20 protein-coding genes and 1 riboswitch are annotated in these 20127 nt (G+C 68.5%); of the genes, 10 read left to right on the forward strand and 10 right to left on the reverse strand.

Annotated features, from left to right (window positions below; all coding sequences use genetic code 11):
* Positions 1–29 precede the first annotated feature (29 nt).
* Positions 30–1283, reverse strand: coding sequence for a threonine synthase (thrC, locus tag ACTWNK_RS39785; protein ID WP_474310099.1), 1254 nt, complete (start codon positions 1281–1283; stop codon positions 30–32).
* Between the two features lie 15 nt (positions 1284–1298).
* Positions 1299–1438, reverse strand: a riboswitch (SAM riboswitch).
* Between the two features lie 84 nt (positions 1439–1522).
* Positions 1523–2077 (reverse strand): RNA polymerase sigma factor, encoded by a 555-nt coding sequence (locus ACTWNK_RS39790; protein WP_474310100.1) that lies wholly within the window; start codon positions 2075–2077, stop codon positions 1523–1525.
* 58 nt (positions 2078–2135) lie between these two features.
* Here ACTWNK_RS39790 and ACTWNK_RS39795 point away from each other — a divergent pair, with 58 nt between their 5' ends.
* Together ACTWNK_RS39795 and ACTWNK_RS39800 are read left to right on the forward strand one after the other, a co-directional pair.
* Complete coding sequence (locus ACTWNK_RS39795) at positions 2136–3569, forward strand: alpha,alpha-trehalose-phosphate synthase (UDP-forming) (protein ID WP_474310101.1); 1434 nt, start codon at positions 2136–2138, stop codon at positions 3567–3569.
* 26 nt (positions 3570–3595) lie between these two features.
* Complete coding sequence (locus ACTWNK_RS39800) at positions 3596–4759, forward strand: MFS transporter (RefSeq protein WP_474310102.1); 1164 nt, start codon at positions 3596–3598, stop codon at positions 4757–4759.
* On the opposite strand, the gene ACTWNK_RS39805 is transcribed toward ACTWNK_RS39800, so the two are convergent.
* The 3 genes from ACTWNK_RS39805 to ACTWNK_RS39815 are packed head-to-tail and all read right to left on the reverse strand — an operon-like array spanning position 4737 to position 6492.
* Positions 4737–5315 (reverse strand): hypothetical protein, encoded by a 579-nt coding sequence (locus tag ACTWNK_RS39805; protein ID WP_474310103.1) that lies wholly within the window; start codon positions 5313–5315, stop codon positions 4737–4739. The two genes, ACTWNK_RS39800 and ACTWNK_RS39805, sit on opposite strands and share 23 nt — an antisense overlap.
* A gap of 35 nt (positions 5316–5350) precedes the next feature.
* Positions 5351–6178, reverse strand: coding sequence for a trehalose-phosphatase (gene otsB, locus ACTWNK_RS39810; protein WP_474310104.1), 828 nt, complete (start codon positions 6176–6178; stop codon positions 5351–5353).
* Positions 6175–6492, reverse strand: coding sequence for a DUF3263 domain-containing protein (locus ACTWNK_RS39815; protein ID WP_474310105.1), 318 nt, complete (start codon positions 6490–6492; stop codon positions 6175–6177). The genes otsB and ACTWNK_RS39815 overlap by 4 nt, the downstream gene beginning before the upstream one ends.
* A gap of 117 nt (positions 6493–6609) precedes the next feature.
* Here ACTWNK_RS39815 and ACTWNK_RS39820 point away from each other — a divergent pair, with 117 nt between their 5' ends.
* The 4 genes from ACTWNK_RS39820 to ACTWNK_RS39835 all read left to right on the forward strand — a co-directional run bounded on the left by ACTWNK_RS39820 (position 6610) and on the right by ACTWNK_RS39835 (position 9895).
* Entirely contained in the window at positions 6610–7416 is an 807-nt protein-coding gene (locus tag ACTWNK_RS39820) for an SAM hydrolase/SAM-dependent halogenase family protein (protein WP_474310106.1), read from the forward strand.
* A gap of 140 nt (positions 7417–7556) precedes the next feature.
* Positions 7557–8132, forward strand: coding sequence for a hypothetical protein (locus ACTWNK_RS39825; protein WP_474310107.1), 576 nt, complete (start codon positions 7557–7559; stop codon positions 8130–8132).
* Positions 8129–9334 (forward strand): S8 family serine peptidase, encoded by a 1206-nt coding sequence (locus tag ACTWNK_RS39830; RefSeq protein ID WP_474310108.1) that lies wholly within the window; start codon positions 8129–8131, stop codon positions 9332–9334. The genes ACTWNK_RS39825 and ACTWNK_RS39830 overlap by 4 nt, the downstream gene beginning before the upstream one ends.
* Before the next feature lie 216 nt (positions 9335–9550).
* Positions 9551–9895: a hypothetical protein gene (locus tag ACTWNK_RS39835; RefSeq protein ID WP_474310109.1), complete on the forward strand. Its 345-nt coding sequence runs from the start codon at positions 9551–9553 to the stop codon at positions 9893–9895.
* A 90-nt stretch (positions 9896–9985) separates the two neighbouring features.
* On the opposite strand, the gene ACTWNK_RS39840 is transcribed toward ACTWNK_RS39835, so the two are convergent.
* The 5 genes from ACTWNK_RS39840 to ACTWNK_RS39860 form a co-directional block, all read right to left on the reverse strand.
* Complete coding sequence (locus ACTWNK_RS39840; RefSeq protein WP_474310110.1) at positions 9986–11008, reverse strand: ABC transporter ATP-binding protein; 1023 nt, start codon at positions 11006–11008, stop codon at positions 9986–9988.
* The gene (locus ACTWNK_RS39845; RefSeq protein WP_474310111.1) at positions 10992–12029 is read right to left on the reverse strand and encodes an ABC transporter ATP-binding protein; all 1038 of its coding nucleotides are present in this window, start codon (positions 12027–12029) and stop codon (positions 10992–10994) included. The genes ACTWNK_RS39840 and ACTWNK_RS39845 overlap by 17 nt, the downstream gene beginning before the upstream one ends.
* Before the next feature lie 12 nt (positions 12030–12041).
* Positions 12042–13022 carry an ABC transporter permease gene (locus ACTWNK_RS39850; RefSeq protein ID WP_474310112.1) on the reverse strand — a complete coding sequence of 327 codons (981 nt, stop codon included), beginning with the start codon at positions 13020–13022 and terminating at the stop codon, positions 12042–12044.
* Entirely contained in the window at positions 13015–13959 is a 945-nt protein-coding gene (locus tag ACTWNK_RS39855) for an ABC transporter permease (RefSeq protein WP_474310113.1), read from the reverse strand. The genes ACTWNK_RS39850 and ACTWNK_RS39855 overlap by 8 nt, the downstream gene beginning before the upstream one ends.
* Before the next feature lie 124 nt (positions 13960–14083).
* Positions 14084–15727, reverse strand: a complete 1644-nt coding sequence (locus ACTWNK_RS39860) for a peptide ABC transporter substrate-binding protein (protein ID WP_474310114.1) — start codon at positions 15725–15727, stop codon at positions 14084–14086.
* A 470-nt stretch (positions 15728–16197) separates the two neighbouring features.
* On the opposite strand from ACTWNK_RS39860, the gene ACTWNK_RS39865 reads away from it, so the two are divergent.
* The 4 genes from ACTWNK_RS39865 to ACTWNK_RS39880 all read left to right on the forward strand — a co-directional run bounded on the left by ACTWNK_RS39865 (position 16198) and on the right by ACTWNK_RS39880 (position 19151).
* A complete protein-coding gene (locus tag ACTWNK_RS39865; RefSeq protein ID WP_474310115.1) occupies positions 16198–17115 on the forward strand; it encodes an ABC transporter permease in 918 nt (305 codons plus the stop codon).
* Positions 17108–17962 carry an ABC transporter ATP-binding protein gene (locus ACTWNK_RS39870; RefSeq protein ID WP_474310116.1) on the forward strand — a complete coding sequence of 285 codons (855 nt, stop codon included), beginning with the start codon at positions 17108–17110 and terminating at the stop codon, positions 17960–17962. Before ACTWNK_RS39865 ends, ACTWNK_RS39870 begins: the two co-directional genes overlap by 8 nt.
* Before the next feature lie 412 nt (positions 17963–18374).
* A complete protein-coding gene (locus tag ACTWNK_RS39875) occupies positions 18375–18896 on the forward strand; it encodes a YbhB/YbcL family Raf kinase inhibitor-like protein (protein ID WP_474310117.1) in 522 nt (173 codons plus the stop codon).
* Between the two features lie 99 nt (positions 18897–18995).
* A complete protein-coding gene (locus ACTWNK_RS39880) occupies positions 18996–19151 on the forward strand; it encodes a hypothetical protein (RefSeq protein ID WP_474310118.1) in 156 nt (51 codons plus the stop codon).
* The last annotated feature ends 976 nt before the right edge of the window (positions 19152–20127 follow it).

The following is a 20127-nucleotide window of genomic DNA, read 5'->3' on the forward strand; positions in this document are numbered from 1 at the left end:
ATTGTTACTCCTAAGGTTCTACAGAGGTCTTACAGAGCGGCGCGGAAGGCGTCGAGCGAGGGCCTGATCACCGCGCTGGGACCCGCGGAGACCGCGTCGAGCGTCTTGAGCCCGTCGCCGGTGTTGAGCACGACGGTCTCGGCGTCGGGGTCGAGCTGACCGGTCTCGACCAGCTTCTTCAGCACGCCGACCGTCACACCGCCCGCCGTCTCGGCGAAGATGCCCTCGGTGGTGGCCAGCAGCCTGATCGCCTCGACGACCTCGGCGTCGCTCACGTCCTCGACCGCACCGCCGGTGCGCCTGGCGATGTCGAGCACGTAAGGCCCGTCGGCCGGGTTGCCGATGGCCAGCGACTTGGCGATCGTGTCCGGCTTGACCGGCTGCACCACGTCGTGCCCGGCCTTGTACGCGGTGGCGACCGGCGAGCACCCGGTGGCCTGGGCCGCATAGATCTTGTACGGCTTGTCGTCGACCAGACCGAGCGCGATGAGCTCCTTGAACGCCTTGTCGATCTTCGTCAGCTGCGAGCCTGACGCCACCGGAATAACGATCTGGTCCGGGATGCGCCATCCGAGCTGCTCGGCGATCTCGTAGGCCAGCGTCTTGGACCCCTCGGCGTAGTACGGCCTGAGGTTGACGTTGACGAAGCCCCACTTGTCGCCCAGCGGGTCGCCGATCAGCTCCGAGCAGAAGCGGTTGACCTCGTCGTAGGTGCCGTCGATGCCGACGAGCTTGCCGCCGAACACGCGGGCCATGGTGATCTTGGCCTCTTCGAGGTCGGCGGGGATGAACACGCACGACTCGAGCCCGGCGCGGGCGGCCGCGGCGGTCACGGCTCCGGCCAGGTTGCCGGTGGACGAGCACGACAGCGTGTGGAAGCCGAAGTTGCGCGCCGCCTCGACGGCGATGGCGACCACGCGGTCCTTGAAGGAGTGGGTGGGGTTGCCCGAGTCGTCCTTGACGTGCAGCGAGCGAAGGCCGAGCGCGCGGGCCAGGTTGTCGGCCTTGACGAGCTTGGTCCAGCCGGGGTTCATGTTGGGCTTGGTCGCCACGTCGACGGGGACGGGCAGCAGCGAACGGTATCGCCAGATGTTGGCCGGTCCCGACTCGATCTGGGAGCGGGTCACGTCACCGAAGGAGTAGGCCACCTCGAGTGGCCCGAAACACTCCAGACAGGCGAAGCTCGGACCGAGGTCGTAGCGCGTGCCGCATTCGCGACAGGAGAGCGCGGCGGCGGGGCCGAAGTCGACCGTGGTGGGGGCTGACGTGGTTGCGAGCGCCATGGAAGCGAGGCCTTTCCCTCATCTTCGCCTGCGACCACCCTGATCACAGGCCGGAATTGGCACCTCGTCCCGGTCGGCCTCGTCACGTCACGAGATCAGTCCGGGAGGTTGCCGGGGCTTCGCAGGGCCGGTCCCTCCACCCCTCTGGATGAGCAATATGAAGTTGTCGAGCTGTCCAGCACTCTACCTGGCCGAACCCGTGAACTGACCATGCGTCTCACTGCATGAGACAAGTCATCTCATTGATAGGCCTCGCCGAGCGCCTGCTGCACGTACTTGCGTGCTTGGTGGATGCGCGACTTCGCCGTGCCGAGCGGGATTCCGAGCTGTTCGGCGACCTCGTTGTAGTCCAGTTGCACGATGTCGCGCAGCACCAGGGCCTGGGCCAGATCGGGCTTGTCGGCCTCCAGCGCCTCCATCACGTCGAGCAGGTCGAGCCGCGATCCGGCGATCACACTGACCCGCCTCGGGTCCGGCTTCTGCTGCAGGACGTCGTCCGAGGACTGCTCGGCCGCGCGCCGCTTGAGCGTGCGGTAGGTGGTGCGCGCGCAGTTGGCCGTCACGATGTGCAGCCAGGTGCTGAACCTGGCCCGCCCCTCGAACCGCGCGATGTTGCGCGCGACGGCCAGCAGCGTGTCCTGGCAGGCCTCCTCGGCGTCCTGCTGGTAGGGCAGGATGCGCGCGCAGTGCCGCAGCACGTCGGGTTCGATCCTCCGCAGCAGCTCGCCGAGCGCCCGGTGGTCGCCACCGGCGGCTGTGCGGGCGAGTTCCTCGGTTAGCTCATCAAGCGCCATAGCTGGGATCCTATGGTCGGGGGTCATGATTGGTTAACCTTCGTCAAAGGTGTGGTCCATGAACAGCGTGCTCGTCGCCTCCAACCGGGGCCCGGTCTCCTTCACCGTCTCCGACGAGGGCGAGCTGACCATGAGACGCGGCGCGGGCGGCCTGGTCTCCGCGCTGTCGGGCGTCGCCGGGCGCGACGGCGTGCTGTGGATCTGCGCCGCGCTCTCCGACGGCGACCGCGTCGCCGTACGGCAGGCCGAGGGTGGGCGGCTGGACGAGGCGGGATACGACACGGGGCCGCTGCGCATGCTGGACATCCCGCCCACGACCTTTCACCGGGCCTACAACGCCGTGGCCAACTCCACCCTGTGGTTCGTCAACCACCTGCTCTACGACATCCCCAACGCGCCGCACTTCGATGCGCGTTTCCGGCGTGAATGGGAGTCATACCGCGACTACAACGGCGCCTTCGCACTGGCGCTGGCCGAGGAGGCGGGGCACGGGGCGCGGGTCATGGTGCAGGACTACCACCTGACGCTGACCCCGGCGATGGTGCGCACCGAGCGGCCCGACCTTCGCATCGCGCACTTCTCGCACACGCCGTGGGCCCCGCCCGAGTACTTCTCGCTGCTGCCCGACGACGTGGCACGCGAGGTGCTCGAAGGCGTGCTGGGCGCCGACCACGCGGGTTTCCTCACCGCGCGCTGGGCGGGCGCCTTCATGGACTGCTGCGCCGCCCTGCTCGGCGCCCGGGTCGACAAGGTCGACGGCACCGTCACGCACGAGGGCCGCACGACGCGTGTCGGCGTGCACGCCCTGGGCGTCGACGGAGACGCGCTGAGCGAGCGGGCCGCCGAGCCGGACGTGGAGCTGCACGTGAGCGCGCTGCGCGAGCAGGTGGGCGAGCGCAGGCTGATCGTGCGCATCGACAGGACCGAGCTGTCGAAGAACATCGTGCGCGGCCTGGCCGCCTATCGCGAGTTCCTCGCCTCGCATCCGGAGTGGCACGGCAAGGTGGTGCATCTGGCCTTCGCCTACCCCTCGCGCCACGACCTGCCCGAGTACCGCGAGTACACCGCCGCCGTGCAGCGCTGCGCCAAGGAGATCGAGGACGAGTTCGCCACCGAGGACTGGACCCCGCTGCACCTGAACGTGCACGACGACTACCCGCGCTCGCTGGCCGCCTACCGCCTGGCCGACGTGCTGCTGGTCAATCCGATCCGCGACGGGATGAACCTGGTCGCCAAGGAGGGGCCGATCCTGTCGCCCGAGTGCGCCCTGGTGCTCTCCCGCGAGGCGGGCGCGGCGGCCGAGCTCGGTCCGCACGCGCTGGTGGTCAACCCCTACGACGTGTGCGAGACGGCGCTGGCGCTGCACGAGGCGCTGACGATGCCGAGGGCCGAGCGGGCACGCCGGGGGGCGGCGTTGCGGGCGGCTGCGACGGCGCTGCCGCCGCGACGGTGGCTGGCCGAGCAGCTTTCCGCCCTGAATGATACTTTTTAGGGGGAATTTTACCGAAGGGTGGCCGGGTGAGCGCGATCCAGACACTCCGCCTCACCCGCGATCGGCCCACCTGGCTGATCTACCTCCAGCTGTCCTGCTTCGCCACCTACATCTACGGCCTGAGCGCCGCCGTACCCCTGATCAGGATCGAGCAGGGCCTGACGAAGGCCGTGGCGGGCCTGCACGGCACCGCGATGGCCGTCGGGGCCGTCGCCGCCGGGCTCGCGCTGCCGTACCTCACCAGGAGGTTCGGGCGCAGGGTGACGATCTGGCTGGGGCTGGCCGGGATGTGCGCGGGGATGGGGCTCGTGCTGGTCCCCGGGCTGCCCGCGACCCTGCTCGGGTACGGCCTGGCCAGCGGGTTCGGGTCGGCCGCGCTCTACGCGATGATGGCGGCGCTGAGCGACCTGCACGGGCCCGCCGGACCGGCCGCGATCAGCGAGGCCAACGCCGTGGGCGTCACCGTCGGGGTGGCCGCCTCCTTCCTGCTCAGCGCCGCCGCCTCCAGCGCGCTCGGCTGGCGTGCCGCACTCCTGCTCACCCCCGTCGGCGTCGTCGCCCTGGCCCTGGCGATGGGCAGGGTGGCGCTGCCCGTCGCCGTCGAACCCGCGCCCTCACCCGGCGGCCCCACACCCTCCGGCGGGTACGGCTGGCGCTTCCATGTCGCCGGTGGCGTGCTGTTCGCCATCGTGGCGCTGGAGTTCTGCTTCAACCTGTGGGCGGCCGAGCTGTTCGCCGCCCGCACGGGGCTGAGCGCGGCCACGGCGGCGACCGGGCTGACGGCGTTCACGGCGGGGATGGCGGCGGGCAGGTTCGGCGGGGCCAGACTGGCCCTGCGGATGCGGCCGGCGCCGCTGCTCATCGGCGCGCTGGCGGTGACCGGCGTGGGGTGGGCGGTGTTCTGGACGGCCGTGCACCCCGTGCTCGGCTACGCCGGGCTGGTCGTCAGCGGGATCGGCGTGGCACTGCACTTCCCGCTGGCCCTGTCCGGCGTGATCGCGAACTCGGGGGGCAGGCCCGACCGCGCCTCGGCCGCCTCCTCGCTCTGGGCGGGCGCGGCGATGGCGATCGGGCCCTTCCTGCTCGGCGCGCTGGCCGACGGGTTCGGCACGCACACGGCGTTCCTCATCATCCCCGTCATCATCGCCCTGGCCGTGGGCGGCGTGCTCAGCGCCAGACGGCCGTCCTGAGCACCTTCGCCAGGCCCGGCGTGTTCCACTGGTCGACCACGAGGACCTTGCTGACGGGCAGGAACCACTCCCGCTGGGTGAAGCCGCCCGACTTGCGGCCGTTCGCCATCGACATGCACACGCCCTTCCAGGCCCGGTAGTCCGCCGTGTGCCCGGCGCCGAACGCACGGTGGCCCTTGGCGATCCGGCCGTCGAAGGTCTGGCCGAGCCTGCGGTTGGTCGGGCACGGCTGCACATCGCTGGCCGGGTAGTACGGCCTGGACGGTTCGTATGCGGTGAAGCCCTCGTGGCCGGTCCTGATGGCCTTGGGGCCGAACACCCAGAAGCTGTCGCAGTGCGGCTGGAAGAAGTTCTTCGACTTCGGCTTGGCGCAGGCGCCCGTCGTGACGCGGATCCAGTCGGTGCCGCGCCCGCTGACCTGCCACGAGGCGGGCAGGTTCAGCACCAGCCCCTTCCTGACCTCCAGGGGCCTGGTGGCCGAGGCGTCGGCGGAGGCGGGAGCGGCGAAGGCGGACACGGTCAGCGCGGCGGCTGCGGCGATAGCGGTGATCGTCATGCGGCGACGGTAACGGGCGCCGCTTGCAACCTGCTTCACCGCCGCCGAAGGGCCTCGGCCAGGCCGTCGAGCAGCTCCACGACCCCGTCGGGCCCGCGCACCACGAGGTCGGCCCGCTTGGCCAGCTCGCCCACCTCATCCGACGAGCTGCACACGGTCAGCCCCCCGATCCCGGAGGCGCGCAACGACTCGACCGCGTCGAAGGCGGGCAGGTCGCCGAGGTCGTCCCCGGCGAACAGCACCGACCTCCCGCCGCGTGCCGAGACGAAGCCGGTCAGCGCCACGCCCTTGTCCATGCCAGGAGGGCGCAGCTCGATGACGTAGCGACCGGGCTCGACCAGCAGGCCCTCGCGGGCGGCGAGCTCGGTCAGCGGTTCCTTGAGCCGGTCGAAGGCGGCTGCCGGGTCGGCGGCCCTGCGTGTGTGCACGGCCAGGGCGTTGCCCTTGTCCTCGACGAAGACGCCGGGCCCGAGGTCGCTCCGTGACAGCTCGGCCCGCACCTCGATCACACCGGGATGCGGGGGCGGCGCGGTCAGCGTGCCCGCCTCCCAGCGCTCGGCGCCGTAGTGGCCGAGCACCACGAGGCCGGGGACGTCGGCCAGGCCTGGCCCGCCCGGCGCGGCGCCGTACTCGACGGCGGTCGCGGCGGGGCGGCCGGTGACGATGACGACGGCGCCGACGAGGGAGCCGAGTGCGACCAGGGCGGCGGGCGCGGCCGGATGGATGCGCGCGGACCCGGGGTCGGCGACGATCGGCGCCAGTGTGCCGTCGAAGTCGAGCCCGACGATCGCGCCCGCGGGGTCGGCCAGGATCATGTCCAGGCCGGCCCTTCCCGCACCGGTGACAGGCGTATGCAGGCTCAAGGACGCATCCCCAGCTTGCGGGCGGCACGCTCGCGCTGGCGGGTGGCGCGCAGTCTGCGCAACCTCTTGACCAGCATCGGGTCCACTTCGAGTGCTTCCGGTCTGTCGATCAGCTCGCCGAGCAGCTGATAATAACGGGTCGCGGAGAATCCGAAACTCTCACGGATGGCCTGCTCCTTGGCGCCCGCGTAGCGCCACCACTGGCGCTCGAAGGCGAGGAGCTCCGTCTCTCTCGCGGTGAGGGGATGAGCGGTCCGGGCGGCTTCGTCGGGGTCCTGGGCAGCACTGTCACCGCTGACCGGTGCAGTGTCCATGGTCTTCCTCCTCAGCTCCGGCGCGCGACGCCTCGTCACGCGCACGCGGCCCGAAGCCATCGTAATGTGCCTTGTGCGGGTGTTCACGGCGGATGCTGAGACGTACAGTCACCTGATGTGACCCCAGTCATCACGCTAATCACCGACTACGGGCTGGACGACGGGTTCGTGGCAGCATGCCACGGCGTGATCGCGGGCCTCGCCCCCTCCGCGCGTGTCATCGACGTCAGCCACCAGGTCCCTTCGGGCGACGTACGGCGCGGCGCGGCGATCCTGGCGCAGACGATCCCCTACCTGCCCCGCGGCGTGCACATCGGCGCCGTGGACCCCGGCGCGGGCACCAGGCGCAGGGCGGTGGTCGTCCTGGCGGGCGGCCGGGTGTTCGTCGGGCCCGACAACGGCCTGCTGTCGTGGGCCGTGCACGCCTGTGGGGGCCCGGACGCCGCCTACGAGATCCTCAACGAGGAGTTCTTTCTCACACCCGTCTCGCCCACCTTCCACGGCCGCGACGTCTATTCGCCGGTGGCCGCGCGCCTGGCGACCGGGTGCAAGCCGCAGGACGTGGGCCCCGAGCTTCCGCTCGAACGGCTGGTCTCGCTCCCGGCCCCGACCTCGACGGTGCGCGAGGGCGTGATCGAGGGCGAGGTGCTCTCGGTCGACGGGTTCGGCAACATCCAGCTGTCGATCGCCACGGCCGATCTGGCCGCGCTCGGCGTCAGGGCGGGCGACAAGCTGGACGTCTGGCTGGGGCGGCGCAGGCTGTCGTTGCCGTTCAGGCAGACGTTCGCGGCGGTGCCGCCCGGCGATCTGGTGGTGTTCACCGACTCGGCCGGGCTGATCGCCATCGCGGTCAACTCGGGCGACGCGGCCCAGCGGCTGGGACTGCCTCCCGGGGCGCACGTGCGGCTGTCGCCGGTGCTTTAGAACTGGACTAATGAGGCGCATGCTTCACAAAGGTTGATTACCCCGCGTATCGGTCTGTTTACCGAAGCGTCGGATTGGGTGGGCAGTCGCGTGCCAGAATGCACCGACCCGAGCGTCCCTCCCCCCTTCATGAGGCCGACGTGATCCGACTGTCCCTGGCATTCGCCGGAATACTCGCCTTCGGGCCGCTGGTCTGGCCAACCAGCGATCCGTCCCTACCCGACCGATGGCGGTCCTGGCCGGTGAGCCAGGTGTTCCCCGCCGAGCTCCCCGGCAGCAGCCCGTCAGGAGCGCACGTCAGCTACCTCCTGGAAGGCGTCGCCCCCGAGGCGCCGTGCGCCCTCGCCCTGCAGCCCAAGGCGGCGGCGAGGCTGCCCGGCTGTATGACCGCCCTGCGCGCCACCTACACCGACAGCACGCGCACGTTCGTCGCGACGGCCGCCATCGCCGTACTGTCGCGCCCGCGCACCCCGGCACGCGTCCAGGCGAGCCTGCGCCCGCCCACGTCGCTGCCGGTCGCCTTCCCGGGGGCCGCCGAACGATTCGGTCCCGACCAGTACGCCGCGGGCTCGGTGCAGGCGGGCAAAGGCCGCTACATCGTGCTCACCGCCGCCGGATACAGCGACGGCAGGCCCTACCTCGGTCAGGTCAGCCCCCGCCTTGCCACGTTCGCCGTCGAACTGGCCAAGGGTCTGTACGGCCGGCTCGTCCGGTGACGCGCCTGCTGGCCGCCCTGCTGCCCGTCACCCTGGCCGCCGGGCTGCTCACGCTCGGCCCCTCCCGCTCCGACTGCGACGGCCTGGCGCACTCGTTCGTGTGCGCGCAGGCCGGGCGCGACGAGGACACCGGGCTCGGCGTCAGGCAACAGCAGTGGCAGCTCAAGCGGCTGCGCGTGCCCGAGGCCTGGCAGATCAGCCGAGGGGCGGGCATCACCGTCGCCGTGCTCGACACCGGCGTCGACTCCCGCCACCCCGACCTCTCGGGAGCCGTCAGGCACGGCCCCGACCTCACCGGCTCCCAGGGCATCAGCACCCGATGGGGCCACCACGGCACCGCTATGGCCAGCATCATCGCCGGACGCGGCCACGGCTCGGCACGCGAGCGCGGTGTGATCGGCGTAGCGCCCGAGGCGACGATCCTGTCGATCAGGGTCACGCTGGAGAACGACGACCCCCTGCGCGAGAAGCGCCGCAGCGGCGGCGACGCCCTGGCCAAGGGCATTCGCTACGCCGCCGACCACGGCGCCCATGTGATCAGCATGTCGCTTGGCGGCGGCAGTGGCTCCTGGGAGGGCTCGGCCGCCGAGGAGGAGGCCGTGCAGTACGCCCTGGACAAGGGGGCCGTGCTGGTCGCCTCGTCGGGCAACGACGGCGGGCAGAACAATCGCAAGAACTTTCCCGCCGCCTATCCCGGTGTGATCGCCGTAGGCGCGGTGAACGAACGGCTGGCCGTCACGTCGTTCTCCAACCGGCAGGAGTACCTCTCGGTCGTGGCGCCGGGCACCAAGGTGGTCAGCGCCGACGGCTCCGACGCCTACACGATCGGCGACGGCACGAGTTCGGCCGCCGCCATGGTGGCGGGCATCGCCGCGCTGATCCGTTCGGCGCATCCCGGCCTGACGCCCCTTGAGGTACGCCGGGCGATCGAGAGCGGCACCGTGCGCAGGCCTTCGGCCGGGCACAGCAGGGCCTATGGGCACGGGGTCGCCAGCGCGCTGCTGGCCCTGCGTCAGGCGGGCAGGCAGGCGGGACACACGCCGCTGAAGGCGTCGAGCCCGGCCTCGCTGTTCGGCGGCACGCCGTACCAGCCGCCGGTGTCGCGCTTCCTCGTCGTGCTGGCCCTGCTGGCGCTGGCCTTCGGGATGTCGGCCAAGGTGTTCATGACACACGGGCGCAGGGGGCGTGGGGCCGTTCCCTAGTGGTCGCCTGTCAAGCGGGACACGCCCGAATCGTGCCTGCTGTCGGCCAAGGAGTGTTTGGTCATGGCTCGACGGACATCGCCACGAAGTGTGGGGGTGTTAGACGTTTGACCTGCGGGTAGAGATACTGCGACTACAGAACGTAGCCATCCGGATGCGGAGTGTGATCGCACTTCGAACGCTCCGCCCGGTGCTTCCTTTCGGGGGGAATATCCAATGATCCGCCGCATTCTCGTCTCGTCCGCCATCGTCGGTGTCGCCTTCTTCGGTGCCGCCGGTGTCGCCAACGCCGAGGTCGAGACCGCAACTCCGACCGCGCAGCAGTGCCTGCTGGGCCTGGAGAACCTGCCGATTCTCAACCAGCTCTGCTCCTCGGTCCCCGGCCTCAGCTCGCTCACGGGCCTCGCCGGTGGCATTCCCGGCCTCGGTTCGCTGACCGGTGGCGGCCTGCCCGGCCTCGGCTCGCTGACCGGTGCCGTCGCCCCGGTGACCGACGCGGTCGCGCCGGTCACCGACGCGGTCGCCGCGGTGGCCCCGGCCGCCGCGCCGGTCGCCCCGTAGCGGTAGTCGCACGAACCGGAAGAGCCCTCCACAGGCGCCTGTGGAGGGCTCTTCTTCATGCTCTTCGCGACTCTTCGTGCCCGCGACCCGCTACGTGGTCGTGGCGTGCACGATGTCGTGGATCTCGGCGAAGTGACACGCGCTCTCGTGCGTGGTGCCCGGCCTGATCTGCAGCAAGGGCTCCTCCTCCGCGCAGATCTCCTGCGCCTTCCAGCACCGCGTGCGGAACCGGCAGCCGGACGGCGGGTTGGCCGGGGACGGCGGGTCACCCTGAAGGATGATCCGCTCCCGGTTGTCCCGGCCCTCCGGGTTCGGCAGCGGCACGGCCGAGAGCAGGGCCTGCGTGTACGGGTGCGAAGGACGGTCGTAGATCTCGACGTCCTTGCCCAGCTCCACCACCTTGCCCAGGTACATCACCGCGACGCGGTCGGAGATGTGGCGTACCACCGACAGGTCGTGCGCGATGAAGATGTAGGCCAGGTTGAACTCGCTCTGCAGCCGCTCCAGCAGGTTGATGACCTGCGCCTGGATCGACACGTCGAGCGCGGAGACCGGCTCGTCGCAGACGATGATCTCAGGCTGGAGCGCCAGACCTCGGGCGATGCCGATGCGCTGACGCTGACCGCCGGAGAACTGGTGCGGGTAGCGGTTGATGTGGTCGGGGTTGAGCCCCACCACCTCCAGCAGCTCCTGCACCTTGCGCCGGCGGTCCCCCTTGGGCGCCACATCGGTATGGATGTCGTACGGCTCGTTGATGATGTCGCCGACGGTCATACGCGGGTTCAGCGAGGTGTAGGGGTCCTGCATCACCATCTGGATGTTGCGCCGCATCCGCTTCAGCTCGGAGCCGCGCGCCTTGGCGATGTCACGACCGCCGATCTTCACCGAGCCCGAGGTCGGCCGCTCCAGCGCCATGAGCAGCTTGGCCAGAGTGGACTTGCCACAGCCCGACTCGCCCACGATGCCCAGCGTCTCGCCCGCCCTGAGGTCGAACGACACGCCGTCGACCGCCTTGATGGCGCCGATCTGCTTCTTGAAGATGATGCCCTGGTTCAGCGGGAAGTGCTTGACCAGGTCACGGACCTCGAGGATCGAATCACCCGTGGGTGCCATCGAGGACCTCCCTCCAGTAGTGGCAGGCGCTGCTGCGCACGCCGCTGATCTCGTAGAGCGGGGGGACGTCGGTCACGCAGTTGTCCTGCCGGTACGGACAGCGCGGATGGAAGGCGCAACCCGTCGGCATGTCGAGCAGGTTGGGCGGCAGTCCCTTGATCGCGTACAGCTCCTTGCCCTTGAGGTCGACCCTGGGGATCGACTCCAGCAGTCCCTTGGAGTAGGGATGGGCGGGCGCCTTGTAGATGTCGTGCACGGGGGCGTTCTCGACGATGCGTCCGCCGTACATGACCGCGATCTTGTCCGCGACGTCGGCGACGACGCCGAGGTCGTGGGTGATGAGGATCAGGCCCATGTTGCTCTCGCGCTGCAACTCCGCGAGCAGCTCCATGATCTGGGCCTGGACCGTCACGTCGAGGGCCGTGGTCGGCTCGTCGGCGATCAGGACCTCGGGGTCGAGCGCGATCGACATGGCGATCATGATGCGCTGGCGCATGCCGCCGGAGAACTGGTGCGGGTAGTCGTGCAGTCGCTGCTTGGCCGCGGGAATGCGCACCCGGTCCATCAGCTCGACGGCCTTCTTCTCCGCGTCCCGCTTGGACATGCCCCGGTGCACCCGGAACATCTCGCCGATCTGCCAGCCCACGGTGAAGACCGGGTTCAGCGACGACAGCGCGTCCTGGAAGATCATCGCGATCCGCTGGCCGCGGATCTGGGTGCGGGCGTTCTCCGAGATGGCCAGCAGGTCGGTGCCGCGGAAGCGGATCTGCCCCTTGGGGATCACCGCGGGCGGCATGTCCAGAATGCCCATGATCGCCTGAGCGGTGACCGACTTGCCGGAACCCGACTCACCGAGCACGGCCAGGGTCTCCCCGGCGTCGAGGGTGTAGCTGACGCCGTTGACGGCCTTGACCACACCGGCCCGCGTGCGGAACTCGACATGCAGGTTGTCGACCGCGAGAAGCGGTCCGTTGCCCGGCCCTCCCTCGGCGGACAACACCTCCGATGACGTCTTCTTCACGTAGACCCCCTTCTACCTGAGCTTCGGGTCGAGCGCGTCGCGTACGGCGTCGCCGAGCATGATGAACGCGAGAATGGTGATGCTCAGGAAGAGCGCCGGGAAGAACAACGGCAGCGGCGCCTCGAGGAACCTGCTCCGCGCATCGGCGATCATCATGCCCCACGAGATGTCGGGCGACTGGATGCCGACACCGAGGAAGGACAGCGCGGCCTCGGCCGCGATGAACCCGCCCAGGTTGATGGTCGCCACCACGATCACCGGAGCGAGCGCGTTGGGCAGCAGGTGCCTGAACATGATTCGCGTGTTGCTCGCACCCAGGGCTCTGGCCGCCACCACGAAGTCCTGACTCTTGGCCGTGATGACCGCGGCCCGCATGATGCGGAAGGTCATCGGCCAGGCCAGTACGGCCAGCGCGAGCACGACCGTCCACACGTTGCCGGTGCGGAAGGTGGCCATGATCAGCAGGGCGCCCAGGATGGCGGGGATCGCGAAGAAGACCTCGGTCACCCGCGAGAGCGTCGAGTCGATCGCACCGCCGCGGAAGCCCGCGACCAGTCCGAGGAACCCGCCGACGATCGCCGTCAGCACCGTGGTCGAGATGCCGATGATGATGGAGTTCGCGGCGCCGTACAGGGTGCGGGCGTAGACGTCGCAGCCCAGGTTGTCGCGGCCGAACGGGTGCCCGTTGCTGGGTCCCTGACGGGCGGTCGACAGCTCGCACGTCTTGGCGTCGAACGGGTCGACCGAGCCGAACAGCGACGGCCAGATCGCCATCACCAGCAGGAAGAAGATGATGGCGGCCGAGACGATGAACAGCGGCCTGCGCCGGAGGTCGTACCAGGCGTCCGTCCAGAGGCTGGCGGGCGCCTTCTCCTTCTTGCGCTTCGTGGGACCGGCCGGAGGCGCTGGGGTGCCCTCGGGGGTCAGAAGCGGCAGGCCGACGGAATCCTCGGTCTCCGGATGTGTGGGGCCCAGCGGCCTGATGTCACTCATAGCGGATCCTCGGGTCGAGCACGGCGTACAGCAGGTCGACGACCAGGTTGGCCAGGATGTAGACCAGGACCAGGATGGTCACGATGCCTACGACGATAGGTTGCTCACGCAGCCGAACGGATTCGAACAACTGGTTGCCGATGCCCGGCAGGTTGAAGATCGATTCGGTGATGACCGCGCCGCCCATGAGAGCACCGAGGTCGGCGCCCAGATAGGTGATGAGCGGGATCAGCGCGTTGCGCAATCCGTGTCTGCCCACGACTCTGCGTCTGGACAGTCCCTTGGCCGTCGCCGTGCGGACGTAGTCGGCTCTCAGCGTCTCCACGAGACTCGTTCTGGTGAGCCGGGTCAGATAGGCGATCGACGTGCCCGCGAGGACGAATCCGGGCAGCAGATAGCTCACCCAGCCGGCGTCGATGCCGGAGATCGGGAAGATCTCCACGCCGAGCCACTTCTTCAGCTCCACGCCCAGATACAACTGCAGGACGAAACCGCTGACCAGGGTCGGGACCGAGATGAGGACGAGCGTCGAGGCGAGGATCGCGGTGTCGCTGAACTTACCGCGTCGCAGCGCCGCCCACAGACCGAGGCCGACGCCGATGATCGCTTCGAGAATGAGAGCAGTTAGCGCAAGATTCAGCGTGACCTGGAACTTGCCTGCCATGATCTGCGAGACGGGCACCTGCGCGAAGGTGGTGCCGAAGTCACCGCGGAAGAAGACGCCGCTGATGTAGTACCAGTACTGCAGGAGCAGCGGATCGTTGAGGTGGTATTGCTCCCTGAGGATGTTCACGACATCCGGGTCCTGCCGCTTCTCGCCCGCCAGCGCCGCGATGGGGTCACCGGGCAGCGCGAAGACGATGGCGAAGATCAGCAGGGTTGCACCCAAAAGGACAGGTATCGCCTGGATTAGGCGCCTGACAACGTAACGGCCCATTCAAGCCTCCCGTACATGCCTGAAGGCAGTCACTCGGAACCCCGTGTTGCGCGGCGCCAAGTGACTGCCTTCACGGCGGGCCATCATGGGACGGGCGGTCCCCCGCCCGTCCCAGGCATCGACGTTAGGCCTTCTCGACCTGAGCCCATTCGACCTGGTTGAGCAGGTTGATCTTCACGTTCTTCACATTGGTGGAGTACCCAGAGTTGTTCCGGTAGAAGTACACCGGGACGTAGGGCATTTCCTTCGTGAGGATGTCGACGGCCTGCTGGTAGAACTTGAGGCCCTCGTCGGCGGTGGCGGCCTGGTCGCCCTTGCCGATCAGGTCGTCGAACTCCTTGTTGGAGTACCCGGCGTAGTTGGAGCCGGTGACGGCCGCGCCGGTCGAGAAGATCGGCGAGAGGTAGTTCTCGGCGGACGGGTAGTCGATCGCCCAGCCCATACGGAACATGCCCGCGTACTTCTTGGCGTCCAGGTCGTCGAGGATGGCCGCGAACTTCTCGAACGGCTTGGCCTCGACCTCGACGCCCAGGTTGGCGCGCAGGTTGTTGGCGACGGCCTCGATCCACTCCTTGTGGCCGCCGTCGGCGTTGTAGCCGAGCTCGAGCTTCTTCGGGCCGCCGGCGGTGGCGTAGAGCTCCTTCGCCTTGGCCGGGTCGTAGGTGCAGGCCGCGCAGGAGCCCTGGCGGTAGCCCGCGATGGCCGGGTTGACGAAGTCGTCGGCGGGCGAGCGGGTGCCGGAGAAGACCGTGTCGGCGATGGTCTTCCTGTCGATGGCCATCGAGATGGCCTGGCGGACGCGCTCGTCCTTGTACTCGGGGTTGTACTTCAGCGGGAAGCCGATGTAGCCGATACCGGCGTCAGGCTGGTCCTGGTAGCGGTCGCCGAGCTCGGTCTTGGCGGAGGCGATGGCCGAGGCCGGCAGCGAGTCATCGATGTCGATGTTGTTGCCGCGCAGGTCGTTGTAGGCCGTCTCGGCGCTGTTGTACAGCTTGAACTGGAGCTTGGTCCAGCCCTTGGGCTTCTCACCGGGGTACTTGTCGTAGACCGTCAGGTCGATCGACGTGTCGGTGCCCTTCTTGTAGGGCTTGTCCAGCTTGAACAGGCCCTGGCCGATCGGCTGCTCGCCGAACGCCTGGGTGACCTTGCCGTCGGGGCCGAAGGCCGCCTTCGGGAGCGGGTAGAAAGCGGTGTAGCCAAGGGTGACCTTGAACTGCGAGAACGGAGCCGTCAACGTGACCTGGAGGGTGGTGTCGTCGACGGCCTTGAGGCCCGACATCTCCTTGGTCGCGACGGCCTTGCCCTCGCCCGGGTTCAGGTCGGCGTAGCCCTCGACGCGGGAGAAGAAGTAGCCCGCGCCCTGGGCGTTCTCCTGGTTGGCCGCGTAGTTCCAGGCGTCGACGTAGTTCTGCGCGATGACGGGCTCGCCGTTGTGCCAGGTGTAGCCCGGCTTGAGCTTGACCGTCCAGACCTTCTGGTCGTCGCTGGTGATCGACTCCGCGGCGTCCTCGATCGCTTCCTTGTTCTCGTTGTAGCTGACGAGAGGAGCGAAGACGGCGGCCAGCACCTCGGAGCCCTCGGACTCGGTGGTGTTGGTGGAGACGAGCAGGTTCTGGGGCTCGCCGAGCTCCATCCTGACAGGCTTGTCGGCAGCGCCGTCGCCCGTGCCGCTGGTGCCATCGGTCGATGCACCGCCGCCACACGCGGCAACCGCGAGGGCCAGCAGCGCGGTACCGGCGACGATCTGTGCGCCCTTAGTAACACGCATTGTGAGAATTTCCTCCCTCTACAGGTGGGCGTAAGCGCTGAGCTGCTAACAACCTTTTTGCAGCCTGACGGAGGTCCTTGTATTCCCCCGGTTTTGGCTGACCTGGTCAAACCAGCTGACGCCCTGCCAGTCGATCGCGACTATCCCTCACTACTTGCCACCAGGGAGTCTCTGGCGCGTTGCAGTTCGGTCACACAAGCGCCCTTCGGGCGTCATACGCATACTTGTCGCTTGTCCACAAAACCCCACTAGTGGACAAAGGGAACAACAAGGTACGTACGCGGCCTGAACGGTTGAGTAAAAATACCCCTGCTTGGACAGTGCTCACGCCATCTCGGCCACGGTGGGCTACGGTTGACCGAGTCTTGACGGTTCCTTGGGAACCTCCGAGCCGAAGATCGCGTCCAAGTGTCCGCGGCCCACCGCCGCGCTAGGCAGCACATCCACCTTCATCTAATAGAGTCCATGCCATGAGCCAGCCGGAATCCGCCGTAGCGGACGCCCAGGCGGGCGGCCCAAGCGGGCAGGAGCCGCTGGCCAAGCTCGCCGAGCGTCACGGTCTTCGGCGTGCCATCGCACGCCCGAGGTTTCACGTCTACCTGCGCCAGTTGTGGGAACGTCGGCACTTCATCCTGACCTACGCCACCTCGCGCAACGTCTCGAAGTACAGCAACTCGGCACTCGGTCAGCTCTGGCAGGTCCTCACCCCCCTGCTCAACGCTGCCATCTACTTCGTGATGTTCGGCCTCATCCTCGGGGGCAAGGGCAACATCGAGAACTACCCGGCCTTCCTCATCACCGGGATGTTCATCTTCACCTACACCCAGCGCTCGGTCACCGCAGGCGCCAAGTCGATCTCCGGCAACCTGTCGCTGATCAGGGCACTGCACTTCCCGCGCGCCTCGCTCCCCCTGGCCTACACCATCCAGGAGCTGCAGCAGCTGGCCATCTCGATGGGCGTGCTCGTCGTCATCGTGCTCATCACCGGCGAGCCGATCACCCTGCTCTGGCTGCTCATCCCGGTCGTGCTGCTGATGCAGACGATGTTCAACATCGGCGCCAGCCTCGTCATGGCCAGGGCCGGCTCCACCATGCGCGACATGAACCAGCTCCTGCCGTTCATCATGCGCACCTGGCTCTACGCCTCCGGTGTCTTCTTCTCCATCCAGGAGAAGGTGGTCGGCTCGGCGGGCCTGCCGCAGTGGGTGGCCGACGTCATGTACCTCAATCCGGCGGCCTCCTACATCGAGTTCATGCGCGACATTCTCATCGAGTCGCACAGCCCCCGGCCGTGGGTGTGGATGAGCTGCGTATTCTGGGCAGTGTTCGCCCTCCTTTTCGGCTTCTGGTACTTCTGGCGGGCCGAGGAGAGGTACGGCCGTGGCTGAGTTGACCGAGGAGCTGTCGCAGGTGAAGGCCGAGGAGCACGGCGCCCCCGCAAAGGACGTCCGGGTTTTCCCCAATCCGCAGAAGTCCGCCAACGACCGCACCGGAACCCCCACCGTCGTCGTCGACGACCTCCACATCGTCTACCGCGTCTACGGCGCGGCCACCGACGCGGAGAAGGGCAACGCGGCCAACGCGCTCATGCGGATGCTCAAGCGCCAGGGCAGGCCGCAGATGAAGGAGGTGCACGCCGTCAAGGGCGTCTCCTTCGTGGCCTACCACGGCGACGCGATCGGCATCATCGGGCGCAACGGCTCGGGCAAGTCCACCCTGCTACGCGCCATCGCCGGCCTGCTCCCGCCGCACCAGGGAGCCGTCTACACCGACTCCCAGCCGTCGCTGCTCGGCGTCAACGCCGCCCTCATGCGCGACCTGACCGGCGAACGCAACATCATCCTCGGCTGCTACGCCATGGGCATGACCCCCACCCAGGTCCGCGCCAAGTACGACGACATCGTCGACTTCTCCGGCATCGAGGACTTCGTCCAGCTGCCCATGTCCACGTACTCTTCCGGCATGGGCGCCCGCCTGCGCTTCGCCATCGCCTCGGCCAAGGCACACGAGGTCCTCCTCATCGACGAGGCCCTCGCCACCGGCGACCGCGAATTCCGCCGCAAGAGCCAGGAACGCATCAAGCAGATGCGCGACCAGGCCGGCACCGTCTTCCTCGTCGCCCACGACAACAAGGTCATCGAGGAGACATGCAACCGGGTGATCTGGCTCCACAAGGGCAAGATCAAGATGGATGGCGACCCGGAGACGGTCATCGCGGCTTACAACAAGGGGTAGCCGGGGGTTGGGGGCTGGCTCGGGTTCTTGGGGCTGGCTCGGCTTCTTGGGGCTGGCTCGGCTTCTTGGGGCTGGCTCGGCTTCTTAGGGCTAGGTTCAGGGGCTGAGGCTTCCTGAGGCTTCCCGGGATTGGGCCTTCCGGAGGCTAGGGGGTGCCAGGGGTGGGCCTTTCTCGGGTTGGAGGGCTTGGGCCAGGGGTGGGGCTTTTCTGAGGTCTGTGCTTGCTCGGAGGCCACGCATTCCTGCCATCAGCCTCCTTCTGGGCCTGTACCTGCCGGTGCGCGAGTCCCGGAGCGCGTGCCTCTCACATGTCCGGCTCGGCCTCGGCTTCCTCCCCCGTCCTGGCCCGGATCGCTGCATGATGGTGGGCGACGAATGACTGTCCGAGCCGCGACATCCATGAGGTGAACCCGTGTCCCAGCGCCCGCCGATCCCCTATGACTTCCTCCCCCAGGTCCCGGCACTGGTCGTCGAGAGTGACGACGTGCGGGACGGTGAGAGCCTGCCCGAGGCCCATGTGTACAACGGGTGGGGCGTGACGGGGCAGAACCTCAGCCCACATCTGCGCTGGTCGGGAGCGCCCGAGGGGACGCTCAGCTATGCGGTCACGTGCTTCGACCCGGACGCTCCGACCACGAGCGGCTTCTGGCACTGGCTGCTGTGGGACCTGCCGGCCGACACCGTCGAGCTGCCCAGAGGGTATGGCGTCGCCGTACCGGACGGTGGGGTGCATGGGCGCAACGACTTCGGCGAGCACGGGTATGGGGGTGCGGCGCCGCCTCCGGGGTTTGCGCATCGGTACCTGTTCGCGGTTCATGCGCTGGGGGTGGCCAGCATCGGCGTTTCGGGTGACTCGCCTGCTGCGGTGGCGGGGTTCACCATCACGGCGAACACGCTGGCTCGCGGGTTTATCGCACCTGTGTACGAAAGCTAGGAGGGCCGTGAGGCGTATCGGCCTGACAGCGGGGTCCGCGTTCGGATAGGATTCGAACGTTGATTCGATCCACGGTACGTGATGGAGTGGAGGCAGCCGATGCACGACCTGTCGACCGCTATCGACCACCTGGCCATCGAGGACCCGGCCGAGGTCCCTCGGGCCCAGTTGGCCGAGCAGCTCATCGATCTGCACTGGCAGATGGCCAGGCTCCAGGCCCAGATAGCCCGCCGCACCGGCCTCCGCATCCCCTGACCCTCACCGGGGGGCCGGTCCGGTACGGCTCGCGCCGCCGGAAGGCCACCGTGGTCCGCCGCCCCCCTCCGTCCATCACGCATACTCCAGCAGGACTCCGCTCCCCGCCGCTACGTCGGGCATGCCCGACGCGTCCGTTGGCTACTTCCCAGTTCGCCGGTCACACGTCCCACTCCGATGGGCACTCTCCTGGCGTACCCCGAAACGCCTTCGGCCCCGCCCCGAAGCGAAAGGCCAGGCCGGGACAACAGCACCCGCAACGCCAAAGAGCGGGCCAGGAGTCTGGCCCGCTCTTGGGATGAAACGCGGAGGAATGTGGGGGTGTGCCGGGCCGCTACGTGCGTCCACGCGTGCGGTGGTCGGAAGTGGGAGGCGACCGGTCGGCACCTGACCTGCGTTCCCACCACACGACCGGGCGTCAGCCGATCACTTCATCCGTTGCCGATCTCGAAGGCTGAGCCGTACGGCCGGACAGCAGGTTCCATCGCCTGCGCCCGGCCGGGCGGATGGTCGCCCAGCCGATCTCCTGTGACGTCCGTCGTGGGACGCCATCACCTACCGGCATGGCCTCGGCCGTACGCCCTGAAGGCGTTGGGCCTTCGGCCTGTCGTGCCGGGCGGAGCACGGCTGTGGGGGCCGGGAGTCGACATCCCGGTCGAGCCGTACGCGCCTGGCACAACGCTCGGGGAGAGCCGTCGGGCCTGTCCGGCTTGGGCCGGCCTGAGGAGCAGAAGACGGGAGACCTCGGTCCCGACCCCTGGCTCCTTCGACCCGCCGCCGCCTCACACACCCAACACACAACCACCAGGCGACCCGACCACCAGGCGACCTCGCCACCTGGCCATTTGCACCACCTGACGACCTGACATACGCCCTTCCAGACGATCGCCCTTCCAGCGATCGCCCAGAAGCGCACGGAACTGAATCAGTGCTCTGAAGGGGATGAGCGTTCTGCGATCTGCGTGCGGTGCTCCGA

The sequence above is a fragment of the Nonomuraea sp. IBHARD001 genome, assembly GCF_056106265.1.

Bases quoted from the DNA above. Each gene is read 5' to 3' on its own strand.
- ACTWNK_RS39850 (WP_474310112.1), bottom strand. From the start codon at position 13,022: ATGAGTGACATCAGGCCGCTGGGCCCCACACATCCGGAGACCGAGGAT.
- ACTWNK_RS39855 (WP_474310113.1), bottom strand. From the start codon at position 13,959: ATGGGCCGTTACGTTGTCAGGCGCCTAATCCAGGCGATACCTGTCCTT.
- thrC (WP_474310099.1), bottom strand. From the start codon at position 1,283: ATGGCGCTCGCAACCACGTCAGCCCCCACCACGGTCGACTTCGGCCCC.
- ACTWNK_RS39865 (WP_474310115.1), top strand. From the start codon at position 16,198: ATGAGCCAGCCGGAATCCGCCGTAGCGGACGCCCAGGCGGGCGGCCCA.
- ACTWNK_RS39840 (WP_474310110.1), bottom strand. From the start codon at position 11,008: ATGGCACCCACGGGTGATTCGATCCTCGAGGTCCGTGACCTGGTCAAG.
- ACTWNK_RS39880 (WP_474310118.1), top strand. From the start codon at position 18,996: ATGCACGACCTGTCGACCGCTATCGACCACCTGGCCATCGAGGACCCG.
- ACTWNK_RS39790 (WP_474310100.1), bottom strand. From the start codon at position 2,077: ATGGCGCTTGATGAGCTAACCGAGGAACTCGCCCGCACAGCCGCCGGT.
- ACTWNK_RS39795 (WP_474310101.1), top strand. From the start codon at position 2,136: ATGAACAGCGTGCTCGTCGCCTCCAACCGGGGCCCGGTCTCCTTCACC.
- ACTWNK_RS39805 (WP_474310103.1), bottom strand. From the start codon at position 5,315: ATGACGATCACCGCTATCGCCGCAGCCGCCGCGCTGACCGTGTCCGCC.
- ACTWNK_RS39860 (WP_474310114.1), bottom strand. From the start codon at position 15,727: ATGCGTGTTACTAAGGGCGCACAGATCGTCGCCGGTACCGCGCTGCTG.
- ACTWNK_RS39815 (WP_474310105.1), bottom strand. From the start codon at position 6,492: ATGGACACTGCACCGGTCAGCGGTGACAGTGCTGCCCAGGACCCCGAC.
- ACTWNK_RS39835 (WP_474310109.1), top strand. From the start codon at position 9,551: ATGATCCGCCGCATTCTCGTCTCGTCCGCCATCGTCGGTGTCGCCTTC.